Source organism: Caballeronia sp. LZ016 (assembly GCF_031450805.1).
In the GTDB taxonomy this organism is placed as follows: Bacteria; Pseudomonadota; Gammaproteobacteria; order Burkholderiales; family Burkholderiaceae; genus Caballeronia.
This window is the reverse complement of sequence record NZ_JARTVY010000001.1, coordinates 1751763-1777088: the sequence shown is the minus strand read 5'-3', so window position 1 is coordinate 1777088 and position 25326 is coordinate 1751763. Positions and strand designations below refer to the sequence as shown.

General features: G+C 63.5%; 23 protein-coding genes and 1 tRNA gene. 5 read left to right on the top strand and 19 right to left on the bottom strand.

From position 1 onward, the window contains the following. Window positions 1-25: 25 nt before the first annotated feature. The 10 genes from phoB to P9220_RS08390 all read right to left on the bottom strand — a co-directional run bounded on the left by phoB (window position 26) and on the right by P9220_RS08390 (window position 10790). Window positions 26-727, bottom strand: coding sequence for a phosphate regulon transcriptional regulator PhoB (gene phoB, locus P9220_RS08435; RefSeq protein ID WP_244794381.1), 702 nt, complete (start codon window positions 725-727; stop codon window positions 26-28). 38 nt (window positions 728-765) lie between these two features. Beyond that, window positions 766-1470: a phosphate signaling complex protein PhoU gene (gene phoU, locus P9220_RS08430; protein WP_309764434.1), complete on the bottom strand. Its 705-nt coding sequence runs from the start codon at window positions 1468-1470 to the stop codon at window positions 766-768. 20 nt (window positions 1471-1490) lie between these two features. After that, window positions 1491-2366 (bottom strand): phosphate ABC transporter ATP-binding protein PstB, encoded by an 876-nt coding sequence (gene pstB / locus P9220_RS08425; RefSeq protein WP_309764433.1) that lies wholly within the window; start codon window positions 2364-2366, stop codon window positions 1491-1493. Between the two features lie 15 nt (window positions 2367-2381). Next, complete coding sequence (gene pstA, locus P9220_RS08420) at window positions 2382-3215, bottom strand: phosphate ABC transporter permease PstA (RefSeq protein WP_309765428.1); 834 nt, start codon at window positions 3213-3215, stop codon at window positions 2382-2384. Window positions 3216-3265: 50 nt separating this feature from the next. Further along, window positions 3266-4249, bottom strand: a complete 984-nt coding sequence (pstC, locus tag P9220_RS08415; RefSeq protein ID WP_309764432.1) for a phosphate ABC transporter permease PstC — start codon at window positions 4247-4249, stop codon at window positions 3266-3268. 118 nt (window positions 4250-4367) lie between these two features. Then, the gene (pstS, locus tag P9220_RS08410; protein ID WP_309764431.1) at window positions 4368-5399 is read right to left on the bottom strand and encodes a phosphate ABC transporter substrate-binding protein PstS; all 1032 of its coding nucleotides are present in this window, start codon (window positions 5397-5399) and stop codon (window positions 4368-4370) included. A gap of 205 nt (window positions 5400-5604) precedes the next feature. Next, on the bottom strand, window positions 5605-6963 hold the full coding sequence (gene glmM / locus P9220_RS08405; RefSeq protein WP_309764430.1) for a phosphoglucosamine mutase: 1359 nt from the start codon (window positions 6961-6963) through the stop codon (window positions 5605-5607). A gap of 113 nt (window positions 6964-7076) precedes the next feature. Next, a complete protein-coding gene (gene folP / locus P9220_RS08400; protein ID WP_309765427.1) occupies window positions 7077-7877 on the bottom strand; it encodes a dihydropteroate synthase in 801 nt (266 codons plus the stop codon). Window positions 7878-8055: 178 nt separating this feature from the next. Further along, a complete protein-coding gene (ftsH, locus tag P9220_RS08395; RefSeq protein ID WP_309764429.1) occupies window positions 8056-9942 on the bottom strand; it encodes an ATP-dependent zinc metalloprotease FtsH in 1887 nt (628 codons plus the stop codon). Between the two features lie 173 nt (window positions 9943-10115). After that, window positions 10116-10790, bottom strand: a complete 675-nt coding sequence (locus P9220_RS08390) for an RlmE family RNA methyltransferase (protein WP_309764428.1) — start codon at window positions 10788-10790, stop codon at window positions 10116-10118. A 366-nt stretch (window positions 10791-11156) separates the two neighbouring features. Here P9220_RS08390 and P9220_RS08385 point away from each other — a divergent pair, with 366 nt between their 5' ends. Next, window positions 11157-11696, top strand: coding sequence for a YhbY family RNA-binding protein (locus P9220_RS08385; RefSeq protein ID WP_309764427.1), 540 nt, complete (start codon window positions 11157-11159; stop codon window positions 11694-11696). Between the two features lie 54 nt (window positions 11697-11750). Here the strand turns inward: P9220_RS08385 and P9220_RS08380 are convergent, their stop codons facing one another. From P9220_RS08380 to gloB, 7 genes are all read right to left on the bottom strand, one after another. Further along, window positions 11751-12266: a DUF4149 domain-containing protein gene (locus P9220_RS08380; protein ID WP_309764426.1), complete on the bottom strand. Its 516-nt coding sequence runs from the start codon at window positions 12264-12266 to the stop codon at window positions 11751-11753. Continuing rightward, window positions 12266-12742 carry a transcription elongation factor GreA gene (greA, locus tag P9220_RS08375; protein ID WP_309764425.1) on the bottom strand — a complete coding sequence of 159 codons (477 nt, stop codon included), beginning with the start codon at window positions 12740-12742 and terminating at the stop codon, window positions 12266-12268. Before greA ends, P9220_RS08380 begins: the two co-directional genes overlap by 1 nt. 113 nt (window positions 12743-12855) lie before the next feature. Next, window positions 12856-16110 carry a carbamoyl-phosphate synthase large subunit gene (gene carB, locus P9220_RS08370; protein ID WP_309764424.1) on the bottom strand — a complete coding sequence of 1085 codons (3255 nt, stop codon included), beginning with the start codon at window positions 16108-16110 and terminating at the stop codon, window positions 12856-12858. Window positions 16111-16148: 38 nt separating this feature from the next. After that, entirely contained in the window at window positions 16149-17291 is a 1143-nt protein-coding gene (gene carA / locus P9220_RS08365; protein WP_309764423.1) for a glutamine-hydrolyzing carbamoyl-phosphate synthase small subunit, read from the bottom strand. 349 nt (window positions 17292-17640) lie between these two features. Further along, window positions 17641-18873, bottom strand: a complete 1233-nt coding sequence (locus P9220_RS08360; RefSeq protein ID WP_309764422.1) for an MFS transporter — start codon at window positions 18871-18873, stop codon at window positions 17641-17643. A 115-nt stretch (window positions 18874-18988) separates the two neighbouring features. Beyond that, entirely contained in the window at window positions 18989-20638 is a 1650-nt protein-coding gene (locus tag P9220_RS08355) for a transglycosylase SLT domain-containing protein (protein ID WP_309764421.1), read from the bottom strand. Between the two features lie 160 nt (window positions 20639-20798). Beyond that, window positions 20799-21650, bottom strand: coding sequence for a hydroxyacylglutathione hydrolase (gene gloB, locus P9220_RS08350; RefSeq protein ID WP_309764420.1), 852 nt, complete (start codon window positions 21648-21650; stop codon window positions 20799-20801). Window positions 21651-21667: 17 nt separating this feature from the next. Here gloB and P9220_RS08345 point away from each other — a divergent pair, with 17 nt between their 5' ends. From P9220_RS08345 to P9220_RS08330, 4 genes are all read left to right on the top strand, one after another. After that, window positions 21668-22489, top strand: coding sequence for a methyltransferase domain-containing protein (locus P9220_RS08345; protein WP_309764419.1), 822 nt, complete (start codon window positions 21668-21670; stop codon window positions 22487-22489). Continuing rightward, window positions 22489-22950: a ribonuclease HI gene (rnhA, locus tag P9220_RS08340; RefSeq protein ID WP_309764418.1), complete on the top strand. Its 462-nt coding sequence runs from the start codon at window positions 22489-22491 to the stop codon at window positions 22948-22950. The genes P9220_RS08345 and rnhA overlap by 1 nt, the downstream gene beginning before the upstream one ends. A gap of 25 nt (window positions 22951-22975) precedes the next feature. Continuing rightward, entirely contained in the window at window positions 22976-23713 is a 738-nt protein-coding gene (gene dnaQ, locus P9220_RS08335) for a DNA polymerase III subunit epsilon (protein WP_309764417.1), read from the top strand. 67 nt (window positions 23714-23780) lie between these two features. Next, a tRNA-Val gene (locus P9220_RS08330) sits at window positions 23781-23855 on the top strand. A gap of 91 nt (window positions 23856-23946) precedes the next feature. On the opposite strand, the gene P9220_RS08325 is transcribed toward P9220_RS08330, so the two are convergent. Next, window positions 23947-24420: a DUF2214 family protein gene (locus P9220_RS08325; RefSeq protein ID WP_309764416.1), complete on the bottom strand. Its 474-nt coding sequence runs from the start codon at window positions 24418-24420 to the stop codon at window positions 23947-23949. 47 nt (window positions 24421-24467) lie between these two features. Beyond that, complete coding sequence (locus P9220_RS08320) at window positions 24468-25301, bottom strand: hypothetical protein (protein ID WP_309764415.1); 834 nt, start codon at window positions 25299-25301, stop codon at window positions 24468-24470. Between the last annotated feature and the right edge of the window lie 25 nt (window positions 25302-25326).

The window sequence follows — 25326 nt, the reverse complement described above, 5'->3', positions numbered from 1 at the left end:
GTGACTGCGAATGGATGCGCCGATTTCACGCGCCCTTCGCCAGCCGATAGCCGCTGCCGCGCACCGTTTCGATCATAGCATCGCAACCGGCGGGCTTGAGCGCGGCCCGCAGGCGCTTGATATGCACATCGACTGTTCGTTCTTCGACGAACACGTGATCGCCCCAAACCTGATCGAGCAGTTGCGTACGGCTGTGCACGCGTTCAGGATGCGTCATGAAGAAGTGCAGCAGGCGGAATTCGGTCGGGCCGAGATCGAGCTTGATGTCGTTGCCCGAATGACTCGCGGCCACGCGATGCGTCGCCGGGTCGAGCCGCAGGCCGTTGATCGCGACCACGTCTTCGGTCAATTGCGGCGCGCGCCGGCGCAGCACCGCCTTGATGCGCGCCATCAGTTCCTTCGGCGAGAAAGGCTTCGTGACGTAATCGTCCGCGCCGATTTCGAGCCCGAGCACCTTGTCCTGCTCGTCGCCGCGCGCGGTCAGCATGATGATCGGGATATGCTTCGTGCGTTCGTGATTGCGCAGCTCGCGCGCGAACGTGACACCGGACTTGCCCGGCAGCATCCAGTCGAGCAGCACGAGATCGGGCAGCACGTCGCTGATGAGGTTCTGCGCCTGCTCGGCGTTGTACGCGCGAATCGGGCAATGTCCCGCATGTTGCAGGTTCACCGCGATGAGTTCGGAGATCGCGGGTTCGTCTTCGACGACGAGGATACTGCTGGGCATCGGCACCTCTTTGACCTTTGCTGGAAGTGGAAGGAGGATTAGCTGAGCGCTTCGCGTTCGAGCTGGTCGCGCGAGATATGGCGCACGTCGGTCCCCTTCACGATATAGATGATGAACTCGGCGATGTTCTTTGCGTGATCGCCGATGCGCTCCACCGCTTTCGCGATGAACAGGTAATCGAGGCCCGCCGAAATGGTGCGCGGATCCTCCATCATGTAGGTGACGAGCTTGCGCACGAAGGCGCGGAATTCTTCGTCGATGGCCTTGTCGTCGCGCACGATCTGCGCGGCGGCGACCGTGTCGAGGCGCGCGAAGGCATCGAGCGCGCGGCGCAGAATGGACACCGCCATTTCGCCCGACAGCTTGATTTCCGCGATATTCACGGTGCGTCCCGCGCCGTCCTCGTTGATGCGCTTCACGCGCTTGGCGATCTTTTCGGCTTCGTCGCCGGCGCGTTCGAGATTCGTGATGGTCTTCGAGATCGCCATGAGCAGGCGCAGGTCGCGTGCGGCCGGCTGGCGGCGCGCGATGATGTTGCTGCACTCCTCGTCGATTTCGACTTCCATCATGTTGAGGCGCGTTTCGGCGGCAATCACCTGATCGGCGACCTGAATATCGAACTCGTTCAGCGCATGCATCGCCGCAATGATTTGCGACTCCACGAGACCGCCCATTTGCAGCACTTTCGACGATACCGCATTGAGATCGGCGTCGAACTGGCTCGACAGATGTTTATCGGACATGCTCTGCTCCTCTATTCCTTTTAGCCGAACCGGCCCGTGATGTAGTCTTCCGTCTCTTTGCGGGCGGGCTTGATGAAGATCTTCTCGGTATCGCCGAACTCGATCAGTTCACCAAGGTACATATAGGCAGTGTAGTCCGAGCAGCGCGCCGCCTGCTGCATGTTGTGGGTGACGATCACGACCGTGTAGTCGTTCTTCAACTCCGCGATCAACTCTTCGATGCGGCCCGTCGAGATCGGATCGAGCGCGGAACACGGTTCGTCGAGCAACAGCACTTCCGGACGAATCGCGATGCCGCGCGCAATGCACAGACGCTGCTGCTGGCCGCCCGACAGACCGTAGCCGCTCTGCTGCAGCTTGTCCTTCACTTCGGTCCAGAGCGCGGCCTTCGTGAGCGCCCATTCGACGCGGTCGTCCATTTCCGAGCGCGACAGTTGCTCGAACATCTTCACGCCGAACGCGATGTTGTCGTAGATGGACATGGGAAACGGCGTCGGCTTCTGGAACACCATGCCGATGCGCGCGCGCAAGAGCGAGATGTCGCGCGTGGTCTCGAGCAGGTTCGCGCCGTCCATCAGAATCTCGCCTTCCGCGCGCTGCTCCGGATAGAGCGCGTACATCTTGTTGAACGTGCGAAGAAGCGTGGACTTGCCGCATCCGGACGGACCGATGAACGCCGTCACCTTCTTTTCGGGAATGCGCAGGTTGATGTTCTTCAGCGCGTGATACTTGTTGTAGAAGAAGTTGAGATTGTTGACCTCGATCTTCGGCTTGATGGAATCGGCGGGCTGCGAAGCGTGCGCCGGGCGCACGCTGCCGGGTGCCGGACCGCGTTCGATGCTCGCGTTGCGAGTCTGCGATTCAAGGTGGTTGACACCACTTTCGACCAGATTCATGGAATCACTCCGCCCTTATTTCTTCGTGAAGATCGCACGCGCCAGGATATTCAGACCCAGCACGCCGAGCGTAATCAGGAACACACCGGCCCACGCGAGCACTTGCCATTGCGGGAACGGACTCATTGCGAACTTGTAGATCGTCACCGGCAGATTGGCCACCGGCTGATTCATGTCCATCGAGAAAAACTGGTTCGACAACGCCGTGAAAAGAAGCGGCGCGGTTTCCCCGGCGATGCGCGCCACCGCCAGCAGCACACCGGTGACGATGCCGCCCACCGATGCCTTCAGCGTGATCGACATCACCATCTTCCACTTCGGCGTGCCGAGCGCGAACGCCGCTTCGCGCAATGCGTTCGGCACGAGCTTCAGCATGTTCTCGGTCGTGCGGATGACGATCGGAATCTGCAGCAGCGCCAGCGCGATCACGCCCGCCCAGCCGGAGAAACGCCCCATCTTCGCGACGACGAGCGCATACACGAAGAGGCCCACGACGATCGACGGCGCGGACAGCAGGATGTCGTTGATGAAGCGCGTGATGTTCGCGAGCCAGCGCTTCTGCCCGTATTCCGCGAGATAGACGCCCGCGAGGATGCCGAGCGGCGTGCCGACGCATGTCGCGAGCACGACGAGCATCAGACTGCCGACGATCGCGTTCGCGAGACCGCCGCCATCGGTGTTCGGCGGGGGCGTCGATTGCGTGAAGAGATCCATCGACAAGCCGGAGACGCCGAGCTTCAGCGTCGTGAAGAGAATCCACACGAGCCAGACGAGGCCGAAGGCCATCGCCGCGAGCGACAGCGTCAGCGCAATCGCATTCGTGCCGCGACGGCGGCGCTGCAGTTTCATGCGCGTCGCCTGCACGCGGTCGTGGTCCTGATCGAACGTAGCGGGACGGTTCACTTCGCACCCTCCCCGCGTTCCATGCGCAAGAGCATCAGCTTCGAGAGCGCGAGCACGAAGAACGTGATGACGAAAAGAATCAGGCCGAGCTCCATCAGCGCCGATGTGTGCAGGCCGGGGCTCGCTTCCGCGAACTCGTTGGCGAGCGCGGACGTGATGCTGTTGCCCGGCGAAAACAGCGACACGTTATCGAGCAGATTCGTGTTGCCGATCACGAAGGTCACGGCCATCGTCTCGCCGAGCGCGCGCCCGAGACCGAGCATGACGCCGCCGATCACACCGGCGCGCGTGTACGGCAACACGATTTTCCACATCACCTCCCACGTCGTGCAGCCGATGCCGTATGCCGATTCCTTCAGCAGCACGGGCGTGACTTCGAACACGTCGCGCATCACCGAGGCGATGTACGGGATGATCATGATCGCGAGGATGACGCCTGCGCACAGGATGCCGATGCCGATGGGCGGCCCCTGGAACAGCGCGCCGATCAGCGGCACGCCGCCGAGCAGCGCGCCGAGCGGCTTCTCGAAGTATTTCGCGAAGATCGGGGCGAACACGAGCAGGCCCCACATGCCGTAGACGATCGAAGGGATCGCCGCGAGCAGTTCGATCGCCACGCCGAGCGGCCGGCGCAGCCACGTGGGCGACAGTTCCGTCAGGAAGAGCGCGATGCCGAAGCTCACCGGCACGGCGATGATGAGCGCGATGATCGACGTGGCGATGGTGCCGTAAATCGGCACGAGCGCGCCGAAGCTGTCGCTGGGCGGATCCCAGTCGGCGCGCCACAGAAAGCTGAGTCCGAACTTTTCGATGGTCGGCATCGACGCGACGATCAGCGAGACGATGATGCCGCCGAGGAGAAGCAGCGTCACCACCGCTGCGAGCCGCGTGATGCCGCCGAAAACGATGTCGCCGATGCGGCCGGGGGCGCGCTGCGCGTGCGCCGCCGGGGGTGCCGACGCGAGGTTGATGTCCGACATGGGAGCCTTGGTTACGCTGCGTGTCAGACCGCGCGGCGGCTTCTAGCGCGCCGCGCGGCTTGGTGTTGCTGCTGTCCCGCCAGTGCAGCTTAGGACAGTTTCAAACTCCGCGTACTGCTTACTCCGCGACCGGCTTGCCCGCCGCGTCCTTCACCTTCGCCTTCCATTGCGAGCGGATTTCCGCCACGACCGACTCCGGCAGCGAGATGTAATCGAGCTCGTTCGCCGCCTGACCGCCGTTCTTGAACGCCCAGTCGAAGAACTTCAGCGTCTCGGTGCCCTGCGCCGCCTTGTCCTGCGTCGAGTGCAGCAACACGAAGGTCGCGCCGACGATCGGCCATGCGTCCTTGCCCTGCTCGTTGGTCAGGATCTGGTAGAACGACTTGGACCAGTCCGCGCCAGCAGCGGCCGCCTTGAACGTCTTCGTTTCCGGCTCGACGACCGTGCCCGCCGAATTCTGCATGCCGACGTAGGTCATCTTGTTCTGCTTCGCGTACGCCCATTCGACGTAGCCGATCGCGCCCGGCAGACGCTGCACGAAAGCCGCGACGCCGTCGTTGCCCTTGCCGCCCGTGCCGGTCGGCCAGTTGACCGTCGAACCTTCGCCGACCTTCGACTTCCACTCGGCGTTCACCTTCGACAGATAGTTCGTCCAGATGAAGCTCGTGCCGGAGCCGTCCGCGCGGCGCACGACGGCAATGTCCGTATCCGGCAGCTTGACCTTCGGATTGAGCGCGGCGATTGCCGGGTCGTTCCACTTCTTGATCTTGCCGAGATAGATGTCGCCGAGCACTTCGCCCGACAGGATCACTTCGCCCGCCTTCACGCCGGGCACGTTGATGACCGGCACCACGCCGCCGACCACCGTCGGAAACTGGAAGAGGCCGTCCTTCGCGAGCTGGTCGTCCTTTAGCGGAGCATCCGAGCCGGCGAAATCCACGGTCTTGGCGACGATCTGCTTGATGCCGCCCGAGGAACCGATGCCCTGGTAGTTGACCTTGCCGCCGCCGCTTTTCTGATAAGCGTCTGCCCACTTGGTGTAGATCGGAGCTGCGAAGGTACTGCCCGCGCCGGTGATATCGGCCGCTTGCGCAGAGATGGCGAACATTGCGCCAATCACGGCAGCCAGCGCGGTGTGCATCAATTTCATGAGACCTCCAGAGTTGTGAGCGTGTGTACGACACGGCGAAATATAGGCGGACTCTGTGACAGTAATATGACGTTTCGTGATGCCCGCGTGACAGTGAACTTACGGCCTGAAAGTCGATCGAGCGGTCACTTGCCGGGCGCGCGCGGACATGAAAAAAGCGGGCCGAAGCCCGCTTTTTCTCGATCTGCCTGGATCGCGTCGAACGCTACGCAGTCACGTCCCTGACGACTTGCGCAATCGTTTCCGCGTGCCGGATCGCGTCCTGCTGGGCGGCGGCTTCCACCATCACGCGCAACACCGGCTCCGTGCCCGATGCGCGAATCAGCACGCGCCCGTGCGACTCGAGCGCCCGCTCGGCCTGTTCGACCGCGCGGCGAATTTCGTCGCTCTTTTTCCAGTCCGCGCCGGGACTCATGCGCACGTTGATCAGCTTTTGCGGGAAGAGGCTCACGCCGTCGAGCAGGTCGGCGATCGACTTGCCGCTGCGCTTGATCGCCGCGAGCACGAGGAGCGCGGAGACGATGCCGTCGCCGGTCGAATGCCTGTCGAGCGACAGAATGTGGCCGGAGCCTTCCGCGCCGAGCTGCCAGCCGTGTTCGCGCAATTTCTCGAGCACGTAGCGGTCGCCGACCGCGGCGCGCACGAACTGCACGCCCGCCTCTTTCAGCGCTACTTCGACCGCCATGTTGGTCATCAGCGTGCCGACCGCGCCTTCGACCTTGCCGTGCGTCGCGATGCGGTCCTTCACCAGCACGTAGAGCAACTCGTCGCCGTTGTAGAGACGGCCGGTCGAATCGACGACCTGCAGGCGATCCGCGTCGCCATCCAGCGCAATGCCGATATCCGCGCCGTGCTCCTTTACCGCGCGCACGAGCGCATCGGGCGCGGTGGCGCCGACGCCGTCGTTGATATTGAAGCCATTCGGCGACACGCCGATGGACACGACTTCCGCGCCCAGTTCGTGGAACACGTGCGGCGCGACGTCGTACGCGGCGCCGTGCGCGCAGTCCAGCACGATCTTCACGCCGCGAAGGTCGAAGCTCGCGGGGAACGTGCTCTTGCAGAACTCGATGTAGCGGCCGCCCGCGTCGTCGAGACGGCGCGCCTTGCCGAGACGCTCGGACGGCGCACATTCCATCGGCTGCTCGAGCTGCGCTTCGATCTGCAGTTCGACTTCGTCGGGGAGCTTGTTGCCGTCGGCGGAGAAGAACTTGATGCCGTTGTCGTCGTACGGATTGTGCGACGCGCTGATCACCACGCCCGCCGCGAGCCGCAGCGCCCGCGTCAGATACGCGACGCCCGGCGTCGGCATCGGGCCGGCCAGCATCACGTCGACGCCCGCAGCCGAAAAGCCGGATTCGAGCGCGGCTTCGAGCATGTAGCCCGAAACCCGCGTGTCCTTGCCGATCAGCACCGTCGGCCGGTTGCCCTTCTGCGGCGACCGGTCCGCGCCGGCGAGCACCTTGCCGGCGGCGTAGCCGAGCTTGAGGACGAAGTCCGGCGTGATCGGGGCCGCGCCGACGCGCCCACGGATGCCGTCAGTTCCAAAGTATCGTCGTGCCATCGTTGTTTGACCCTCCGCGCGGACTTTTGGCGCCTGTTGTGGTCCGCGGTGTATGTTGACTACGCTGCCAGCGAGCGCCTGCGCGGCAGTTCTGCCAGATTCGAAGCCGGTTTTCAATGATGCCCGCGAAGGGCTGCGTCTTTGGTGGCCTGCCAGACTTTCAGCGCGTCGACGGTTTCGGCGACGTCGTGAACGCGGATGATCGCCGCGCCGCGCTCCGCCGCGCATACCGCCGCCGCGAGGCTCGCAGCCAGGCGTTCACCCGCCCCACGCCCGGTTACGCCGCCGAGCATCGACTTGCGCGACATGCCGGCGAGCAACGGGAAATGCGTGCCCGCTGGCAACGTCGCGGTGAGTTCGGCAAGCAGCGCGTAATTATGCCCGATGGTCTTGCCGAAACCGTAGCCGGGATCGAGGCTGATGCGCTCCGCCGCTACGCCTGCGGCGTTCAGCGCCGAGACACGTTCGGTGAAGAAATTGCGCACGGAAGCAACGACGTCCTCGTAGACCGGCTCGTGGAGTTGCATCGTGCGCGGCTCGCCGAGCATGTGCATCACGCACAGGCCGCATTGCCTGTCCTTCACGGCATCGATTGCGCCGTCCTGACGGAAACCCCAGATGTCGTTGATCATGTCCGCGCCGGCATCGAGCGCGGCGCGCATCACGGCGGGCTTATAGGTATCGACGGATAGCGGGACAGAAACCGCACGCAGCGCCTCGACGATCGGAACCACACGCGCCAGTTCGTCGGCGAGCGGCACGGGGGGCGCGCCGGGACGCGTCGATTCGCCGCCGATGTCGATCATGTCGGCGCCATCGGCGATCATCTGTTCGGCACGCGCAAGCGCGGCGTCGCGGGACAGGAAGCGCCCGCCATCGGAGAACGAGTCCGGCGTGACGTTGAGAATGCCCATCACCAGCGGACGGTCGAAGCTGAGCGTGAAGCGGCCGCACCGCAGCGGCTGCGAGGAGACGGGGTGTCGGGAAGGTGTAGTCAAGCGATGCCTGCAAAGCAAGTGACGAAACGCGAGCCTCAAAGCAAAAATGGGCCGGCGTGCGTTGCACACCGGCCCATTGTCAGACTCGGAGAAGTTATGCCGGCGCTGTTGCGTTGCCCGGTTTCACCTCGTTGCCGCTATTGCCGCCCGAGGGCGTGTCGCCGGACGGCGGCGGCAGGTTCTTCGGCGGACGCGGCGGACGATCCGCCATGATGTCGCTGATCTGGTCCGCGTCGATGGTTTCCCATTCGAGCAGCGCCTTGGTCATGGCTTCGACCTTGTCGCGGTTGTCTTCCAGCAGCTTGCGAGCGAGCGCGTACTGTTCGTCGAGGATTCGGCGGATTTCCGCGTCGACCTTCTGCTGCGTGGCTTCCGAAACCGACTTCGCGCCCATCTTGCCGAACATGCCGTTCTCTTCGGTATCGACGTACACCATCGTGCCGAGGACGTCCGACATGCCGTAACGCGTCACCATGTCGCGCGCCATCTTCGTCGCGCGCTCGAAGTCGTTCGAAGCACCGGTCGACATCGAGTTCATGAACACTTCTTCCGCCGCACGGCCGCCGAACAGGATGGCAATTTCTTCCAGCATCTTGTCGCGATACAGGTTCACGCGATCATGCTCCGGCAACTGCCACGTCACGCCCAAAGCCCAGCCTCGCGGCATGATCGTGACCTTGTGCACCGGGTCGGCATGCGGCAGCAGCTTCGCCACCACCGCGTGTCCCGACTCGTGATACGCCGTGTTGCGACGCTCTTCTTCGCGCATGACAGCCGACTTGCGCTCCGGACCCATGAAGATCTTGTCCTTCGCGTCTTCGAAGTCCTGCATCTCGACGATGCGCTTGCCCCGACGCGCCGCGAACAGCGCCGCTTCGTTGACGAGGTTCGCGAGGTCCGCGCCCGAGAAGCCCGGTGTGCCGCGCGCGATGACCGATGCGTCGACGTCGTTCGCGATCGGCACCTTGCGCAGGTGCACCTTCATGATGTGCTCGCGGCCACGGATATCCGGCAGACCGACGTACACCTGGCGGTCGAAACGGCCCGGACGCAGCAGCGCCTTGTCCAGCACGTCCGAACGGTTGGTCGCGGCGATGACGATGACGCCGGAGTTCGCCTCGAAGCCATCCATTTCGACGAGCATCTGGTTCAGCGTCTGCTCGCGCTCGTCGTTACCGCCGCCCATGCCGGCGCCGCGATGACGGCCGACCGCGTCGATTTCGTCGATGAACACGATACACGGCGCATGCTTCTTCGCCTGCTCGAACATGTCGCGAACGCGAGCCGCGCCCACGCCGACGAACATTTCCACGAAGTCCGAACCCGAAATGCTGAAGAACGGCACCTTCGCCTCGCCGGCGATGGCGCGAGCCAGCAGCGTCTTACCCGTACCCGGAGGGCCGACCAGCAGCACGCCACGCGGGATGCGACCGCCAAGCTTCTGGAATTTCTGCGGGTCACGCAGGAAGTCGACCAGTTCGGAGACTTCTTCCTTCGCTTCGTCGCAACCGGCTACGTCGGTGAAATTGATTGCGTTGTTGTTCTCGTCGATCAGCCGCGCCCGCGACTTGCCGAACGAAAACGCCCCGCCTTTGCCGCCGCCCTGCATCTGCCTCATCATGTAGAACCAGAAGCCGATGATCAGGATGGTCGGCCCGAGGTAGTACAGCGCGGAGACGAGCGCGTTCGGTTCATCGTCAGCCTTGCCGCTGACCTGAACGCCGTATTTCATCAGATCGCCGACCATCCAGATGTCGCCCGGGGAGACGATCTGGTATTTCTGGCCGTCGTTCGGAGTGACCGTGAGATTGCGGCCCTGAACGGTGACGTTCTTGACTTTGCCGTTCTTCGCGTCGTCCATGAACTGCGAATACGACACGCCTTCCTGGACGCGGGGCTTATCGAACTGCTTGAACACCGTAAACAGCACCAGTGCGATCACGAGCCACACTGCCGCTTTAGAGAACATATTGTTGTTCAAAGCACCACTCCTCACTCATAGACGGGCGCCTACATAAACCTTGCAGCGCCACCAAAGCATTCTAATCCAGACCGCTAACCCCTGCCATAAGGTTTAACTACCGCTTAAATAGCGGCAGATGGTCTTTTTTCGGCATATTCGGTGAAAATATCGCCGATTTTCGCCGAGGCAGTCTAAACGGGTCCCGCAGCCGGATGTTTGAGCCGCCGCCCGAGAATAAAAGTCTCGGACGACTTGTCGCGAGAGGCCTTGGGCTTGCGCGGCGCCACCACTTTGAACTGGTGCTTGAACTTCTCGACGATCTGGCTATAACCGCTGCCATGAAAACATTTGACTAGCAGCGCACCTTCCGGTTTCAGGTGGTTTTGCGCAAATTCCAGCGCCAGATCGCAAAGATGCTCGATCCGCGCCGCATCCGCACTTGCCACGCCGGACAGGTTGGGGGCCATGTCGGAGATTACAAGGTCTACCTGGCGCTCGCCGACGATTTCATCGAGTTGCGCCAGTACCGTGTCTTCACGAAAGTCGCCCTGGATGAACGTGACGTCCGCGATCGGCTCCATCGGCAGGATATCGAGCGCGATAATCGTGCCGTCGATGCCGCCTTCCCGCTGCGCGTCGCGCTTCGAACCCTGCGCGAGCTTGTTGCGCGCATACTGGCTCCAGCTTCCGGGCGTCGAACCCAGATCGACGATCACCTGACCGGGCCGGATGAGCTTGTCCTGCTCGTCGATCTCCTTCAGCTTGTACGCCGCGCGCGCGCGATAGCCCTCGCGCTGCGCCATCTTCACATAGGGATCGTTGATGTGGTCATGCAACCACGACTGATTGAAGCGATTCTTTGCCATTCAAGCTGAACTCATGCTGCGCGCGTCGCGCGCTTGTCCGAAGGGTTGCTGTTGCGCGCCGGACGTGGCGCGGATGCGTGTACTGTGACGATTGCGCGGCAATCTTGCTGCAACGCGCGATGCTTTTAGCGGATAATACGCGTCTTGTCGGCCGGAACGTTTCCGCGGGTGCTCCCATGCGCCTGGCAATCGCGTATCCGGCCTATTTTGTTTGCGCGGCGTCCAGGCACGCTGCGCCAGATCGCTCCGGTACGGGCTTTTTCCGCCCTTCGCGTTTCAGCATGCCGCCTGGCGCCAAGCGCCCATGAAAGCGCTCATGAAGCGCGCATCGAGCGCCGCCCATTTTAGTCGAGTCCCAAATTTCTCATGCCAGCACTTGAACTTTCCCCTGCCCAGCGCTCCGACTTGCGCTCCCAGGCCCACGCGCTCAAGCCCGTCGTGCTCGTCGGCGCGGAGGGTCTGACGGACGCCGTGCTGAAGGAAATCGGCGTGCACCTGGATGCGCACCAGCTGATCAAGATCCGCGTGTTCGGCGACGAACGCGAAGCCCGCGTCGCAATCTACGACGAAATCTGCGATCGCCTGAACGCCGCGCCGATTCAGCACATCGGCAAACTGCTCGTGATCTGGCGACCGGAAGGCGGAGCGCCCGCCAAAAGCCGCGGCGAACGCACGCGCAGCACGATGCCGCCGAGCGCGGGAGAAGCTGCCGAGCGTCCCGCCAAGGGTCGCGCGCCGCGCATCGTCAAGGCCGTGAAGATTTCGCGCGATGCGCCCGCCTTCAAGAAGCCGAAAAAACAGACGCTGAAAGTGCTTGGCAACGAGCGCGTGACGGCGGGCGGCAACGTCAAGCGCGCCAAAAAGCGTCAGGCCAGTTCCAAGCGCCAGCATCAAAGCGTGAAGTGATCGATGGGGCGCGGGCTCTGACGAACCGTCCGCGCGCCATCGACGAACCCGGATTTAGCTTCGCGCGCGCTTGGCGGCCATCTTCGCCGACTTGTTCTTCGGCACGATGGCGGTCGGCGCGTTGCCCGGCAGGCGCCACACCAGCGCAACGCCGAACAGGCACTGAATCAGATAGATGGCGCTCGACACGCCATGCAAAATGCCGAACTGCTTCGCATACGGCGAGTCGGCCAGCGCGACGCCCGTTTCCTGCGCGGCCACTCGCAGCGATTCCATGAACGGCTGCAACGCGAAGTAGCCGACGAGCACGCAGCCGAGCATTACCGCGACAATCCACCGCACGCGCTTGTAGTCGGCAATCCCGCTTTTCACGAAGCGATTGCCGATCAGGATCAGGATCAGCGCACTCACCACGCCGACGAACGCCTCGATGCGGAAATACTGCGCCGCGACCGATCCGGCCGCCGCGCGGTCGAGCATCGAGAAGAGAACGGGCGCGGCGACGAGGCCGAGGGTCAGCAGGCTGCCGACCCAGATCATCGTGACGATGCGAAAGAGCCGGTGCGCCATCAGACGTAGCGAACCGCGATAATTTCGTACTCGCGCGCGCCGCCCGGCGCCTGCACCGACGCGACATCGCCTTCCGACTTCGAAATGAGCGCCCGCGCGATCGGCGAGCTGACCGAAATGAGGCCGTGGTCGATATCCGCTTCGTCGTCGCCAACGATCTGATAGGTGACGGTATCGCCCGATTCGAGGTCTTCCAGTTCCACCGTTGCGCCGAACACGACACGGCCATCGGCGTCGACCGTTGTCGGGTCGATCACCTGCGCGGCGGCCAGCTTGGATTCGATTTCCGCGATGCGGCCCTCGATGAACCCCTGCTTTTCCTTCGCGGCGTCGTATTCCGCGTTTTCGGACAGATCGCCCTGCGCGCGCGCTTCCGCGATCGCGTTGATGACCGCCGGACGCTCGACAGCCTTCAGGCGTTGCAATTCGTCGCGCAGCAACTCCGCGCCGCGCTTCGTCAAGGGAATCGTGCTCATAGACAACCCAGAAACAAAAACTTCAAAAAATTACCGCGGTTAAGCGCATCTCCCGAAACCGAGGAGACGCCGCTTAACCGCGGCTCGTGATGCTTGGACCAGTAATCGAAGCCTTAGTTTAGGCGAGCATGCAAGCCTTGTAAATCATAGACTTCCAAATCGCGCAGGTAACGCAGGCCCTCGACCGCCGCGCGCGCGCCGGACATGGTCGTGTAGTACGTGACCTTGTTGGCCTGCGCGCTCATGCGGATGGAACGCGAATCCGCGATGGCCGCGCGGGTTTCGTCGACGGTCGTGAAGACGAGCGCGATCTCGCCGTTCTTGATCATGTCGACGATATGCGGCCGGCCGTCCTTCACCTTGTTGACGACCTTCACCGGCACGCCCGCTGCCGCGATGGCCGCCGCCGTGCCCTTCGTCGCGACGATCGGGTAGCCGAGCTCGTGCAGCATGCTCGCCACTTCGACGGCCTTCGGCTTGTCGGCGTCCATCACGGTGATGAGCACGGTGCCCGATTCCGGCAGGCGCGAACCCGCTGCCAGCTGCGACTTGAAAAGCGCTTCGCCGAACGTCCGGCCAACGCCCATCACCTCGCCGGTCGAACGCATCTCCGGCCCGAGCACAGGATCGACCGCCGGGAACTTGATGAACGGGAACACAGCCTCCTTCACGCTGAAGTACGGCGGCACGACTTCCTTGGTCACGCCCTGCTGCGCGAGCGTCTGGCCGACCATCGCGCGTGCGGCGATCTTCGCGAGCGGCAGGCTCGTCGCCTTCGACACGTAAGGCACCGTGCGCGATGCGCGCGGGTTCACTTCGAGCACGTAGATGACATCCTTCTTCGAGCCATCGTCCTGCGGAACCTGCTGGATCGCGAACTGCACGTTCATCAGACCGACCACGTTCAGCGCCTTCGCCATTGCGGCGGTCTGACGCTTCAGCTCGTCGACGGTTTCCTTCGACAGCGAGTACGGCGGCAGCGAACAGGCCGAATCGCCGGAATGCACGCCCGCCTGTTCGATGTGCTCCATCACACCGCCGATGAACACGGCCTCGCCGTCCGAGATGCAGTCGACATCGCATTCGATCGCATCGTTCAGGAAGCGGTCCAGCAGCACCGGCGAATCGTTCGATACCTTCACCGCCTCGCGCATGTAACGTTCGAGGTCGCGCGGCTCATGGACGATTTCCATCGCGCGGCCGCCGAGCACGTACGACGGACGCACGACCAGCGGATAGCCGATTTCGTCGGCCAGTGCGAGCGCTTCTTCCTCGGCGCGCGCGGTGCGGTTCGGCGGCTGGCGGAGGTCGAGGTCCTTCAGCAGCTTCTGGAAGCGCTCACGATCTTCGGCTGCGTCGATCATGTCCGGCGACGTACCGATGATCGGCACGCCATTCGCCTCGAGGTCGAGCGCGAGCTTGAGCGGCGTCTGGCCGCCGTATTGCACGATCACGCCGACCGGCTTTTCCAGATCGACGATTTCCAGCACGTCTTCCAGCGTCAGCGATTCGAAGTACAGGCGATCCGACGTGTCGTAGTCGGTCGATACGGTTTCCGGATTGCAGTTGACCATGATGGTTTCATAGCCGTCTTCGCGCATGGCCAGCGCGGCGTGCACGCAGCAGTAGTCGAACTCGATGCCCTGCCCGATCCGGTTCGGCCCGCCGCCGAGCACCATGATCTTCTTTTTGTCCGTCGGATTCGCTTCGCACTCTTCTTCATACGTCGAGTACATGTACGCGGTCTTCGTCGCGAATTCGGCCGCGCAGGTATCGACGCGCTTGTACACCGGGCGCACGTGCAGCGCGTGACGCTTCTTGCGCACGTCGGCCTGGTTCGAGCCGGTCAACTTCGCGAGGCGCCGGTCGGAGAAACCGCTGCGCTTCAGATACAGCAGTTCGTCGCGGCTCAGGCTCTCGAGCGTGCGGCCTTCGAGCGCCTTTTCCTTCAGGATGATCTGTTCGATCTGCGCGAGAAACCACGGATCGATCGACGTCTCTTCGAAGATTTCCTCTTGCGTGAGACCGAGGCGGAACGCATCGCCGAGATACCAGATGCGGTCGGGACCCGGCTCCCCGATCTCGCGGATGACTTCGTCGCGGCTCGTGGTCTTTTCATCGAGCCCGTCGACGCCGACTTCCAGCCCGCGCAGCGCCTTCTGGAACGACTCCTGGAACGTGCGGCCCATCGCCATCACTTCGCCGACGGATTTCATCTGCGTGGTCAGGCGCGAATCGGCTTCGCGGAATTTCTCGAAGGCGAAGCGCGGCACCTTCGTCACGACATAGTCGATGGTCGGCTCGAACGATGCCGGCGTCTGTCCGCCGGTGATTTCGTTCTTGAGTTCGTCGAGCGTGTAGCCGCAGGCGAGCTTCGCCGCGACCTTCGCGATCGGGAAACCGGTTGCCTTCGATGCCAGCGCCGACGAACGCGACACACGCGGATTCATCTCGATGACGACCATACGGCCGTCCTTCGGATTGATCGCGAATTGAACGTTGGAGCCGCCCGTATCCACGCCGATTTCGCGCAGCACCGCGAGCGACGCATTGCGCAGAACCTGATACTCCTTGTCGGTCAGCGTCTGCGCAGGCGCGACGGTGATGGAATCGCCGGTATGGACGCCCATCGGGTCAAGGTTCTCGATCGAGCACACGATGATGCAGTTGTCCTTCTTATCGCGGACGACTTCCATCTCGTACTCTTTCCAGCCGAGCAGGGATTCTTCGATCAGCAGTTCGCGCGTCGGCGAAAGATCGAGACCGCGGCGGCAGATTTCTTCGAACTCTTCCTTGTTATAGGCGATGCCGCCGCCGGAGCCGCCGAGCGTGAACGAAGGACGAATCACGGTCGGATAACCGCCGCTGCCCGTTGCCTCGGCGATCTGCGCCTGCACGGCGAGCGCTTCTTCCATCGAATGCGCGATGCCCGACTTGGCCGAACCGAGGCCGATCTTCGTCATCGCGTCCTTGAACTTCTGGCGGTCTTCTGCCTTGTCGATGGCTTCCGGCGACGCGCCGATCAGTTCGACGTTGTACTTCGCCAGCACGCCGTGATGGAACAGGTCGAGCGCGCAGTTCAGCGCGGTCTGGCCGCCCATGGTCGGCAGGATCGCGTCCGGACGCTCCTTCGCGATGATGCGCTCGACCACTTCCCATGAGATCGGCTCGATGTAGGTCACGTCCGCCGTGTTCGGGTCGGTCATGATCGTCGCCGGATTGCTGTTGACGAGGATGACCTTGTAGCCTTCCTCACGCAGCGCCTTGCACGCCTGCGCGCCCGAATAGTCGAACTCGCACGCCTGGCCGATGATGATCGGGCCCGCGCCGATAATGAGGATGCTCTTGATGTCTGTGCGCTTCGGCATAACTGCTCTCGATGTCTATTTACGGTTTCTGTTCGTTATCAGGCAGCGACCTTCGCCGACTTCATCAGCTTGATGAAGCGGTCGAACAGATACGCGATGTCGTGCGGCCCCGGCGACGCTTCCGGATGGCCCTGGAAGCAGAACGCCGGCTTGTCGGTCAGCGCGAAGCCTTGCAGCGTGCCGTCGAAGAGCGAGACATGCGTGACCTTCGCGTTCGCGGGCAGCGTGGCCGCGTCGACCGCGAAGCCGTGATTCTGCGACGTAATGACCACGCGGCCGTCTTCCATGTCCTTCACCGGATGATTCGCGCCGTGGTGGCCGGTCTTCATCTTGGTCGTCCTGGCGCCGACGGCAAGGCCCATGATCTGATGCCCGAGGCAGATGCCGAACGTCGGAATGCCGCGCTCGATGAATTCGCGCGTCGCGCGGATGGCGTAGTCGCACGGTTCCGGATCGCCGGGGCCATTCGACAGGAAGATGCCGTCCGGATTGAGCGCGAGCGCATCGGCGGCGCTGGCCTGCGCCGGCAGCACCGTGACGTGGCAGCCGCGCTCGGCCAGCATGCGAAGAATGTTGTACTTGACGCCGTAATCGAATGCGACGACGCGGAATTCAGGCGACTTCTGCTCGCCATAGCCGCTGCCGAGGCGCCATTCGCTTTGGGTCCACTCGTAACGCTCCTGCGTGGACACGACTTTCGCGAGGTCCATGCCGGCGAGTCCGGGGAACGAGCGCGCGAGACGCAGCGCTTCGGCTTCGTCGTCGCTGCCGGCGAGAATGCAGCCGTTCTGCGCACCCTTGTCGCGCAGCACGCGCGTGAGTTTGCGTGTGTCGAGGCCCGCAATGCCGACGACGCCCTGCGCCTTCAGATAATCGGAAAGGGTCTGCTCGGACCGGAAGTTCGAGGCCAGCACCGGCAGGTCTCGGATGATGAGACCGGCGGCATGGACTTTGGTGGCTTCGACGTCTTCGGCGTTCACGCCGACATTGCCGATATGCGGATACGTCAGCGTGACGATCTGGCGGGCATAGCTCGGATCCGTCAGGATTTCCTGATAGCCGGTGATGGCGGTGTTGAACACCACTTCGCCGATCGTCGAACCGGCCGCGCCGATGGAATGACCACGAAAGACCGTGCCGTCGGCAAGTGCGAGTAATGCGGGGGAGAATGACGGCAACACGGGAAGCTCCTTGGGGAACACCCTGTTACCGACCTGTCTGTCCGAAATTCAGGCTTGGGACCGCGCTCGCGGAGCACGGCTTTCCTTAGCACGATGGCGGCGGCTCACAGGCGGGCATCGTGGCTCGAAGCGGCCCACTTGCGCGCGGCAAGCGGAGTATCGAAGCGGACGATCGGCGGCGTGCGGCGCGCGCTGCCAGGCGCAGCGAACGACGGGGAATGGGAGGTAGGCGCTAGGGTGCGGGTTGATATGCTCAAACCTTCGAATTATAGCGCGAAGTCAACGGTTTGGCCATATTTCGGGAATTGTCCGCTTGCGGTCGATGCCGGGAGCGGTTCCTCGACGAGGCTTACGACGCGGTCCGCTCGGTCTTTCGAAGCGCCCGGCTCGGCAGCATGTACCACACGGCGCTCGCCGCCTGCAACGCGATCAACACCGCCCACACGGTCTGATGCGCGATCGCCGGAAAATGACCGTTCTCGGTCGGCCACAACGAAAGCATCGCGCCGATACCGACCTGAAACCCGAAGATCAGCAAGAAGATTACGAGCGTGAGCGTCGTGCTCGCGCGGCCGATCATATGCGAAGGAAAGTGCTCGGCCATGACCGCGTAACTGAGAATCCCGGTGCCGCCGAAGATGCCGTAAGCCGCAAGCAACACCGCTGGCGGCAACGGCACGCGCAGGACCATCAGCAACTGGACGGCGACGTACAGCGCCATTCCGGCACCGCAGAAGGCGTACACCGTGACGCCCCGCCGCTCCATCCCGCGCGCCGCCGCGCCGAAACCGACGCAGCCGAACATCATCGCGAAACCGAGCACCGAGACGAGCGCGGCAGCGTGCGCGGGCGTGAGGCCCATGACATCCAGCAGATAGGGACGAATCCACAGCGATTGCATCGCGTAGAACACGCCTTGCGTCACGACCGAGAAAGAACCGATCTTCCAGAACGCCGCGCTCTTCAAAATGTGCCACGTACCCTTGAACTGGCTGACGACATCGGCCTGATGGCGAGTGTCCGCGGTGCGCGGCGCGAACAGGACGATGGCCGCCGCGACGGCGATCGTGAAGACGCCGAGGCCCACGCAAACCTGCCGCCAGCTCGCGACATGCAGCAGCGAGGCAAGCGGAGAGCCGACCACGACGCCGCCCAGTCCGCCGACCGCCATCGTAAAGCCGTTGATGAGCGGCAGCCGCGCGACGGGAAAATGCTGCGCCGACGCCTTGAACGCCGCGCTCAGGCAAACCGAAACCCCGACGCCGATCAGCAAGCGCCCCGCCATCAGGCCGGCCAGTCCGTGCGAAGCCCCGAAAACCCAGATTCCAGCCGCCGCGAACAAGAGCATGCCGGCCGTCACCGGCCGTGGCCCGAAATGGTCGAGCATCACGCCGACAGGAATCTGCGCCACGGCGAAGCCGATGAAGTACAGCGACGTCAGCAAGCCGAGGTCGGCGGCAGACAGGCCGAGGTCGTGCGTGATCAGCGGAGCGAAGCCGAGATTGACGCCCCGGAATACGTACGAGACGAAGTATCCGGCGGCGAACAGCAGAAAGACGCGGAGACGAACGGAGGACGGCATGCGATTCATTGCCTGCTTAATTCTTCTGGATTGCCAGTTTAACCGTGCCGCCAAATGAAAACGCCGTCACCTTGGTGACGGCGTGGAATAATGCAGCATGGCAAGCCGTTGATGCTTACTTCTTCTTGCTCTTGGCGCTGCTGGCGTGCGTGGCCGAGGTCTTCGTTGCTTTCGGCGCGGCAGGCTTGCTGTGGGCCGCTTTCGATGCGCCACCGGACGCCGACACACGCGTCAGCGTATGGCCCGGCGCCTTGCCATGAGGCGTTTTCGCCGTCACGCGCGTGCCGATCTTCTTCACGCCGCCCGACGCACGGCTCGACGCCGCCACGGTTTCAACGCGCACCGGACCCGGCTCAGCCGGGACCGGACGGCCATACGGCACGTGCAGCACGACGACCTGCCCCGGCAGGAAAACGTCGCGACTCGTGCGATTCCATGCTTTTACCTGCGCCACCGATACGTTGTACCGATCCGCGAGCGTGGCGATGGTCTGCTTGCGGCGCACGCGGATGGCCATCTTGCGCGTGTCCGGCACGTCGCGTTCGACGGCGAGGATAGCGTTGGCGGCGACATCCGCGCTGATGTCTTCGTCGTCGTCATCGGTGCGCGGCACGACGATGGTCGATCCCGGCTTCAGACGCATGCCCGCCGGAATGCGGTTGACGGACATGAGCGTGTCCGCGTCGACGCCGATCTTTTCAGCGATGGCCGCAGGACGCGCCCGCTCCGTCACCGTGTACGTGGTCCACGACGACAGCGCGCCGGTGTACGAACCGAGGTTGCGCTGGAAAGTAGCGGCGTTGTCGAACGGCAGGAGAATCTGCGGGTTCGTCGCACCGAGAATGACCGGCTTGGCGAACGACGGATTCAGCGAGCGGAATTCCTCGACGCTCATGCCGGCGAGCTTCGCGGCCATGGTCACGTCGATGTCGCGCGCCGTCGTGACGGTCACGAAGTACGGGTGATTCGGGATATCCGGCAACGCGAGTCCATATTGCTGCGGATTGGCCACGATGTTCTTGACCGCCTGCAGCTTCGGCACGTAGTTGCGCGTTTCGTTGGGCATGCGCAGGCTTTCGTAGTCGGTCGGCAGGCCGGCCGCTTCGTTGCGCGCGATGGCGCGCTGCACGTTGCCCTCGCCCCAGTTGTATGCGGCGAGCGCGAGATGCCAGTCGCCGAACATGTCGTGCAGACGCGAAAGGTAATCGAGCGCGGCGCTCGTTGACGCCAGCACGTCACGCCGCTCGTCCTGCCACATGTTCTGCTTGAGGTTGTAGTCGCGTCCGGTGCCGGGCACGAACTGCCACATGCCCGCCGCCTTGGCCACCGACAGCGCCTGCGGGTTGAACGCCGATTCGATGAACGGCAGCAGCGCCAGTTCGGTCGGCATATGGCGCTGCTCGAGTTCCTCGACGATGTGATACAGGTACTTCTGCGAACGCGTCGTCATGCGCTGGACGTAGTCGGGCCGCTGCGCATACCAGTTAGCCTGCATGTCGACGAGGTCGCTTTGCAGATCTGGAATCTGAAAGCCGCTGCGGATGCGGCTCCACAAGTCGGCCGACCCCGCGAGCGAGGTGACGGGCGTCTTGTCGACGTTGATGGTTTCCTTGGCGGCTGCGGTGCGGCGAATGGTGTCGGCGACTTCTTGCTGCGAGGCGGCGGTAGGAGTGGCGGAGGTGGTACTCGAGGCGGGCGCTGTCGGTCCCCGACTGGCGCAGGCGGCCAGCATCAGGACGGATAGCGCACTCAGTGTTAGTCGCATGAACGTCTTTGCTTCCAAAAAGTGAGGCTTGGAAATTTGGAGCCGATAGTACGGAACCGCACCTAGGACGTCAATAAGAATGCGCGCAAAACCCCTGCAAAATCTTGTATCTAACGCCGTTTCCAATGTATCGGATGAAGTTCTGCGCGAAATCGGGCGTTCAGCGGAACTTGTCTTTCCAGCCGCGCATCACGCGGAATGCGTCGAGCCGGTCCGTGACCGGCGTGCCGGACTGAGCAGAAAGCGTGGCTTGAATTGCCGGCTCGTCGACGCGCAAGAACGGATTGACGGCCTTCTCGTGAGCGATCGTCGTCGGCAACGTGGGCTTGCCGGCGGCGCGCAAGGTCTGCGCTTCGTCGTTCCAGCGGGCGAGCGCGGCGCTCTCCGGTTCGCAGGCGCGCGCAAAGCGGATGTTCGACAGCGTGTACTCGTGCGCGCAATGCACCTGCGTGTCGTCGGGAAGCGCGGCGAGCGAATCGAGCGAAGCGAGCATCTGCTGCGGCGTGCCTTCGAAAAGACGCCCGCAGCCGCTTGCGAAGAGCGTATCGCCGCAGAATAGATGCGGCGTGCCGCGCGCATCGGCTTGCTGGAAATAAGCGATATGCCCCGCCGTGTGACCTGGCACGTCGATGACCGACAATTCGAGCGCGGGTTGCGCGATGCGCACCGTATCGCCGCCGGAAAGCCGCGCCGTCACAGACTCGATGCGCTCGCCGGCCGGGCCGTAGACGGGTACGCCGCCCTCTGCCGTTCGGCTATCGAGCAGCGCTTTCACGCCGCCGACATGGTCGTGATGATGGTGCGTGAGTAAAATAGCGGTCAGCCGCCAGCCGCGTTCGGCGAGATACGCTTCGACGGGCGCGGCGTCGCCCGGGTCGATGACGACGGCATCGCGCGAATCCGACAGGATCCAGATGTAATTGTCTTCGAACGCCGGGACGGGCACGTATTCCAGCACCGGCTTGGGCGTGCGTTTGGACGAATCTTCAGCAAGTGAATCCATGGCGATCATCTACGCGGCATCCGAACATGTCTGACCGAGCGATTATAGACTGGCCCGCCTGGACGAACTCCGCGCCGGGGCGCTACGTGCTCGAATGGGAGCAGGCGCAGCTCGATCGCGTGGTGTCGGACATTTTCGGCTATCACGCGCTTCAGCTCGGCATGCCGCAACTCGATGCGCTGCGCGAGAACCGCATGACGGGTCGCGCGCTCGTGCTCGATTCGGAAAGCGGCGCGAGCGCGCCGTACACGCTGCCGCATGCCGCCGGCCACGGCGTCAGTGCGCTGCCGGCCGCGAGCGCGCCGGACGGCCGCAGCACCGTCTGGTGCGACCTGCTCGACCTGCCGTTCGAGGCGCAGAGCGTCGATCTGCTCGTGCTGCCGCATACGCTGGAGTTCTCGCGTGATCCGCACCGGCTTCTGCGCGAAGCGGAGCGCGTGCTCGTGGCCGAGGGCCAGTTGATTATTCTCGGGTTCAATTCATTGAGCCTGTGGGGGGCGCGACAATCGCTCGGCAAGGTGGCGGGACGGCCGTTCGTGCCCGCCGCGCACGAGATGATCGCGTTCACGCGTATCAAGGACTGGATCAAGCTGCTCGGATTCGACCTTGAACGCGGGCGGTTTGGCTGCTATCGTCCGCCGCTTCTCACCGATAAATGGCTGCAGCGCTATCAGTTCATGGAGCCTGCCGGCGACCGCTGGTGGCCCATCTTCGGCGCGGCTTACATGATTACCGCAGTGAAGCGCGTGCGCGGCATGCGGCTCATCGGTCCCGCCAAGCTGAAGAAGCCTGCGCTCGCGCCCGGCCTCGCGCCCGTCGCCGCCCCGCACACTCGCAACGAGCATTGATGACTGAAGAATCCGCATCGACGAAAGTAATCGACATCTATACGGACGGCGCCTGCAAAGGCAATCCCGGCCCCGGCGGATGGGGCGCCCTGCTCCGTTTTGGCTCGCTGGAAAAGGAGCTGTTCGGCGGAGAAGCCGCCACGACCAACAATCGCATGGAGCTGATGGCCGTGATCGCCGCGCTCGAAGCGCTCAAACGCCCGTGCCATGCCGTGATCCACACCGACTCCCAATATGTGCAGAAAGGCATCAGCGAGTGGATACACGGCTGGAAGAAGAAGAACTGGATGACCGCCGCCAGAACGCCCGTCAAGAATGCCGATCTCTGGAAGCGGCTTGATGCGCTCGTCGCGCAGCACCAGATCGAATGGCGCTGGGTGAAAGGTCACGCGGGCCATCCGGAGAATGAACGCGCCGATGCGCTCGCCAATCGCGGCGTGACATCGCTTGCCGACAGCTGAACGTACGCACCGACAAAGACATCTCATGCGCCAACTGATACTGGACACGGAAACCACCGGCCTGAACGCTCGCACGGGCGACAGGATCATCGAAATCGGCTGTGTCGAGCTCGTGAATCGCCGGCTGACCGGGAACAACCTGCATTTCTACGTGAATCCCGAGCGCGATAGCGACCCGGGCGCGCTCGCCGTGCACGGTCTCACGACCGAATTCCTGAGCGACAAGCCGAAGTTCGCCGAGATCGCCGCCGAGTTGCGCGATTTCATCACGGGCGCCGAGTTGATCATCCACAACGCGCCGTTCGACATCGGCTTCCTCGACATGGAGTTCGCGCTGCTCGGACTGCCGAAGGTCACGGAGATGTGCGCGGGGGTTATCGATTCGCTCGTACACGCAAAGCAGATGTTCCCCGGCAAGCGCAATTCGCTGGATGCGCTGTGCGACCGCTTGGGCATCAGCAATGCACATCGCACGCTGCACGGCGCGCTGCTGGACTCGGAACTGCTCGCCGAAGTCTATCTGGCGATGACGCGCGGCCAGGAAAGCCTCGTCATCGACATGCTGGGCGAAGCGCAGCTCGAAGGCGCGAGCGACGCGCCGCGCATTTCGCTCGACGATCTCGATCTGCCGGTGATCGCTGCGACGACCGACGAACTCGCTGCACACGAAGCCGTCCTTAACGATCTCGACAAGGCGGTCAAAGGCACGAGCGTGTGGCGCATCGAAGCGGCCGAAACTGAGCCTGATGCCGTCGCCGCATAATTTTTCGCTTTTTCTTAAAGAACGGCTTTACGAAGAGCGATAGTCCTGACATAATCTCAATCTCTTCGGGTGGTTAGCTCAGCGGTAGAGCACTGCCTTCACACGGCAGGGGTCACTGGTTCGATCCCAGTACTACCCACCAGGATTCCGGTGCTGGTAAAGCCAAGACACCGAAGATCAAAGGGCCCGAGTCTCACGACTCGGGCCCTTTTCATTTGTCGGCCACGTTCGCTTCAATGCGCCCACACGCCGCGCGCCATTCCGCTCGCCGCAATCACCATCATGATGACAAGCGCCGCTTGCACGTCGCTCATCCATGCGAAGCGCCGCGCGCGCGTCAAGTCGATCGCCCCGCCCTGCGCGAGCGCCATACGCCAGCGGATCAGCGCGAGCATCGGCGACACTTCGATCAGCAGGATCGCCACCAGCGCGGTCATCTTCAAGTGAAAGAGCGGCTCATGCAGGTAGTACGCGCCGCCCTTCTCGAAGCCGCCGAACGCGCGCATCACGCCCGTCACGATCAGCACGATTGCCGTCACGCCCCACACGGAGTCGGAGCGGAACACGTCGCGCAGACGCGTTGCGTTCGCCTGCACCGACTGCACGGCGTCGAGCCTCCGCAACGCGCGCGCACGCCCGAGCACCGAACCGAGCGCGAAGCCGAAAGCAAGCAGATGAAGTGCGGCAAGCAACCAGCGTATCAGCATCCTTTCCTCCCACGATCGACAAGAAAGACCTGCTCGCTACAACGGCATCAAACCTGATGCAGGGTGCTATCCAGCGCACGCGCCGCGCTGCGATCGCCTTCGGTGGCGAGCGGCGCGCGAAACACCGTCGTGCGGTTGTGCCCGGCAGCGGCGGGCGAATCCCAGAGCAACTCGACTTTCGGACGGCGTGTGAACCAGCCTCGCCGCGCGATGCCGTTCCCTTGCACCAACGGCGCAGCCGGCTGCGTCGATGGCGTCAGTATCGTCGGGGACGATGCGGCGCGGGTGTCAGGCGGCGTCGGCCATTTGACCGAAAGCTCGCGCGCGTCGTATTGGCCGAGCTTGCGGCTCTCGGCCCAGACCATCGCGGTGCGGGTGACGGGATCGAGGGAAATGGCGTATCGGCCGATGGCGAAGCGCCTCGCCGCGATGTTCGTGCGCCACAGCGCGCGCGGGCGGCAGATCCACATCACGACTGCATACAGCGCCGGGCCGACGGCCATCCAGCCGTTGGTCTCGGCGAGCGCATGCAAGAACCGCCGCCAGCCCGCCGTCCAGACGAACGCGCCGACCGAGAACACCGCGAATCCGAACGTGAGCAGCGCGATAAAGCGCAGCGCCTGCCGAAGCCATTGCGGCAGCGGATGCAGCGGCCGGTCCATGCGCGCCTTCGCGCCCGGCAGGACAATCAGCAGAAAAATGAGCACCAGGTTGAGGCACGCCCACGGCGATGATGTCATTGCGCGCAGCGAGGACAAATAGCCCATCTGCGACATGGAGAACGCCCATCGCGCCGCAAGTACGACTCCGATCGCCCGCAGCGCGAAAACGGTGCCTGCGCCCGGTGCCGGCGCCGCGCTGGTTTGCCTGGTTCTCGCCAAAACGTGCGCTCCTCTCGACCGGCGC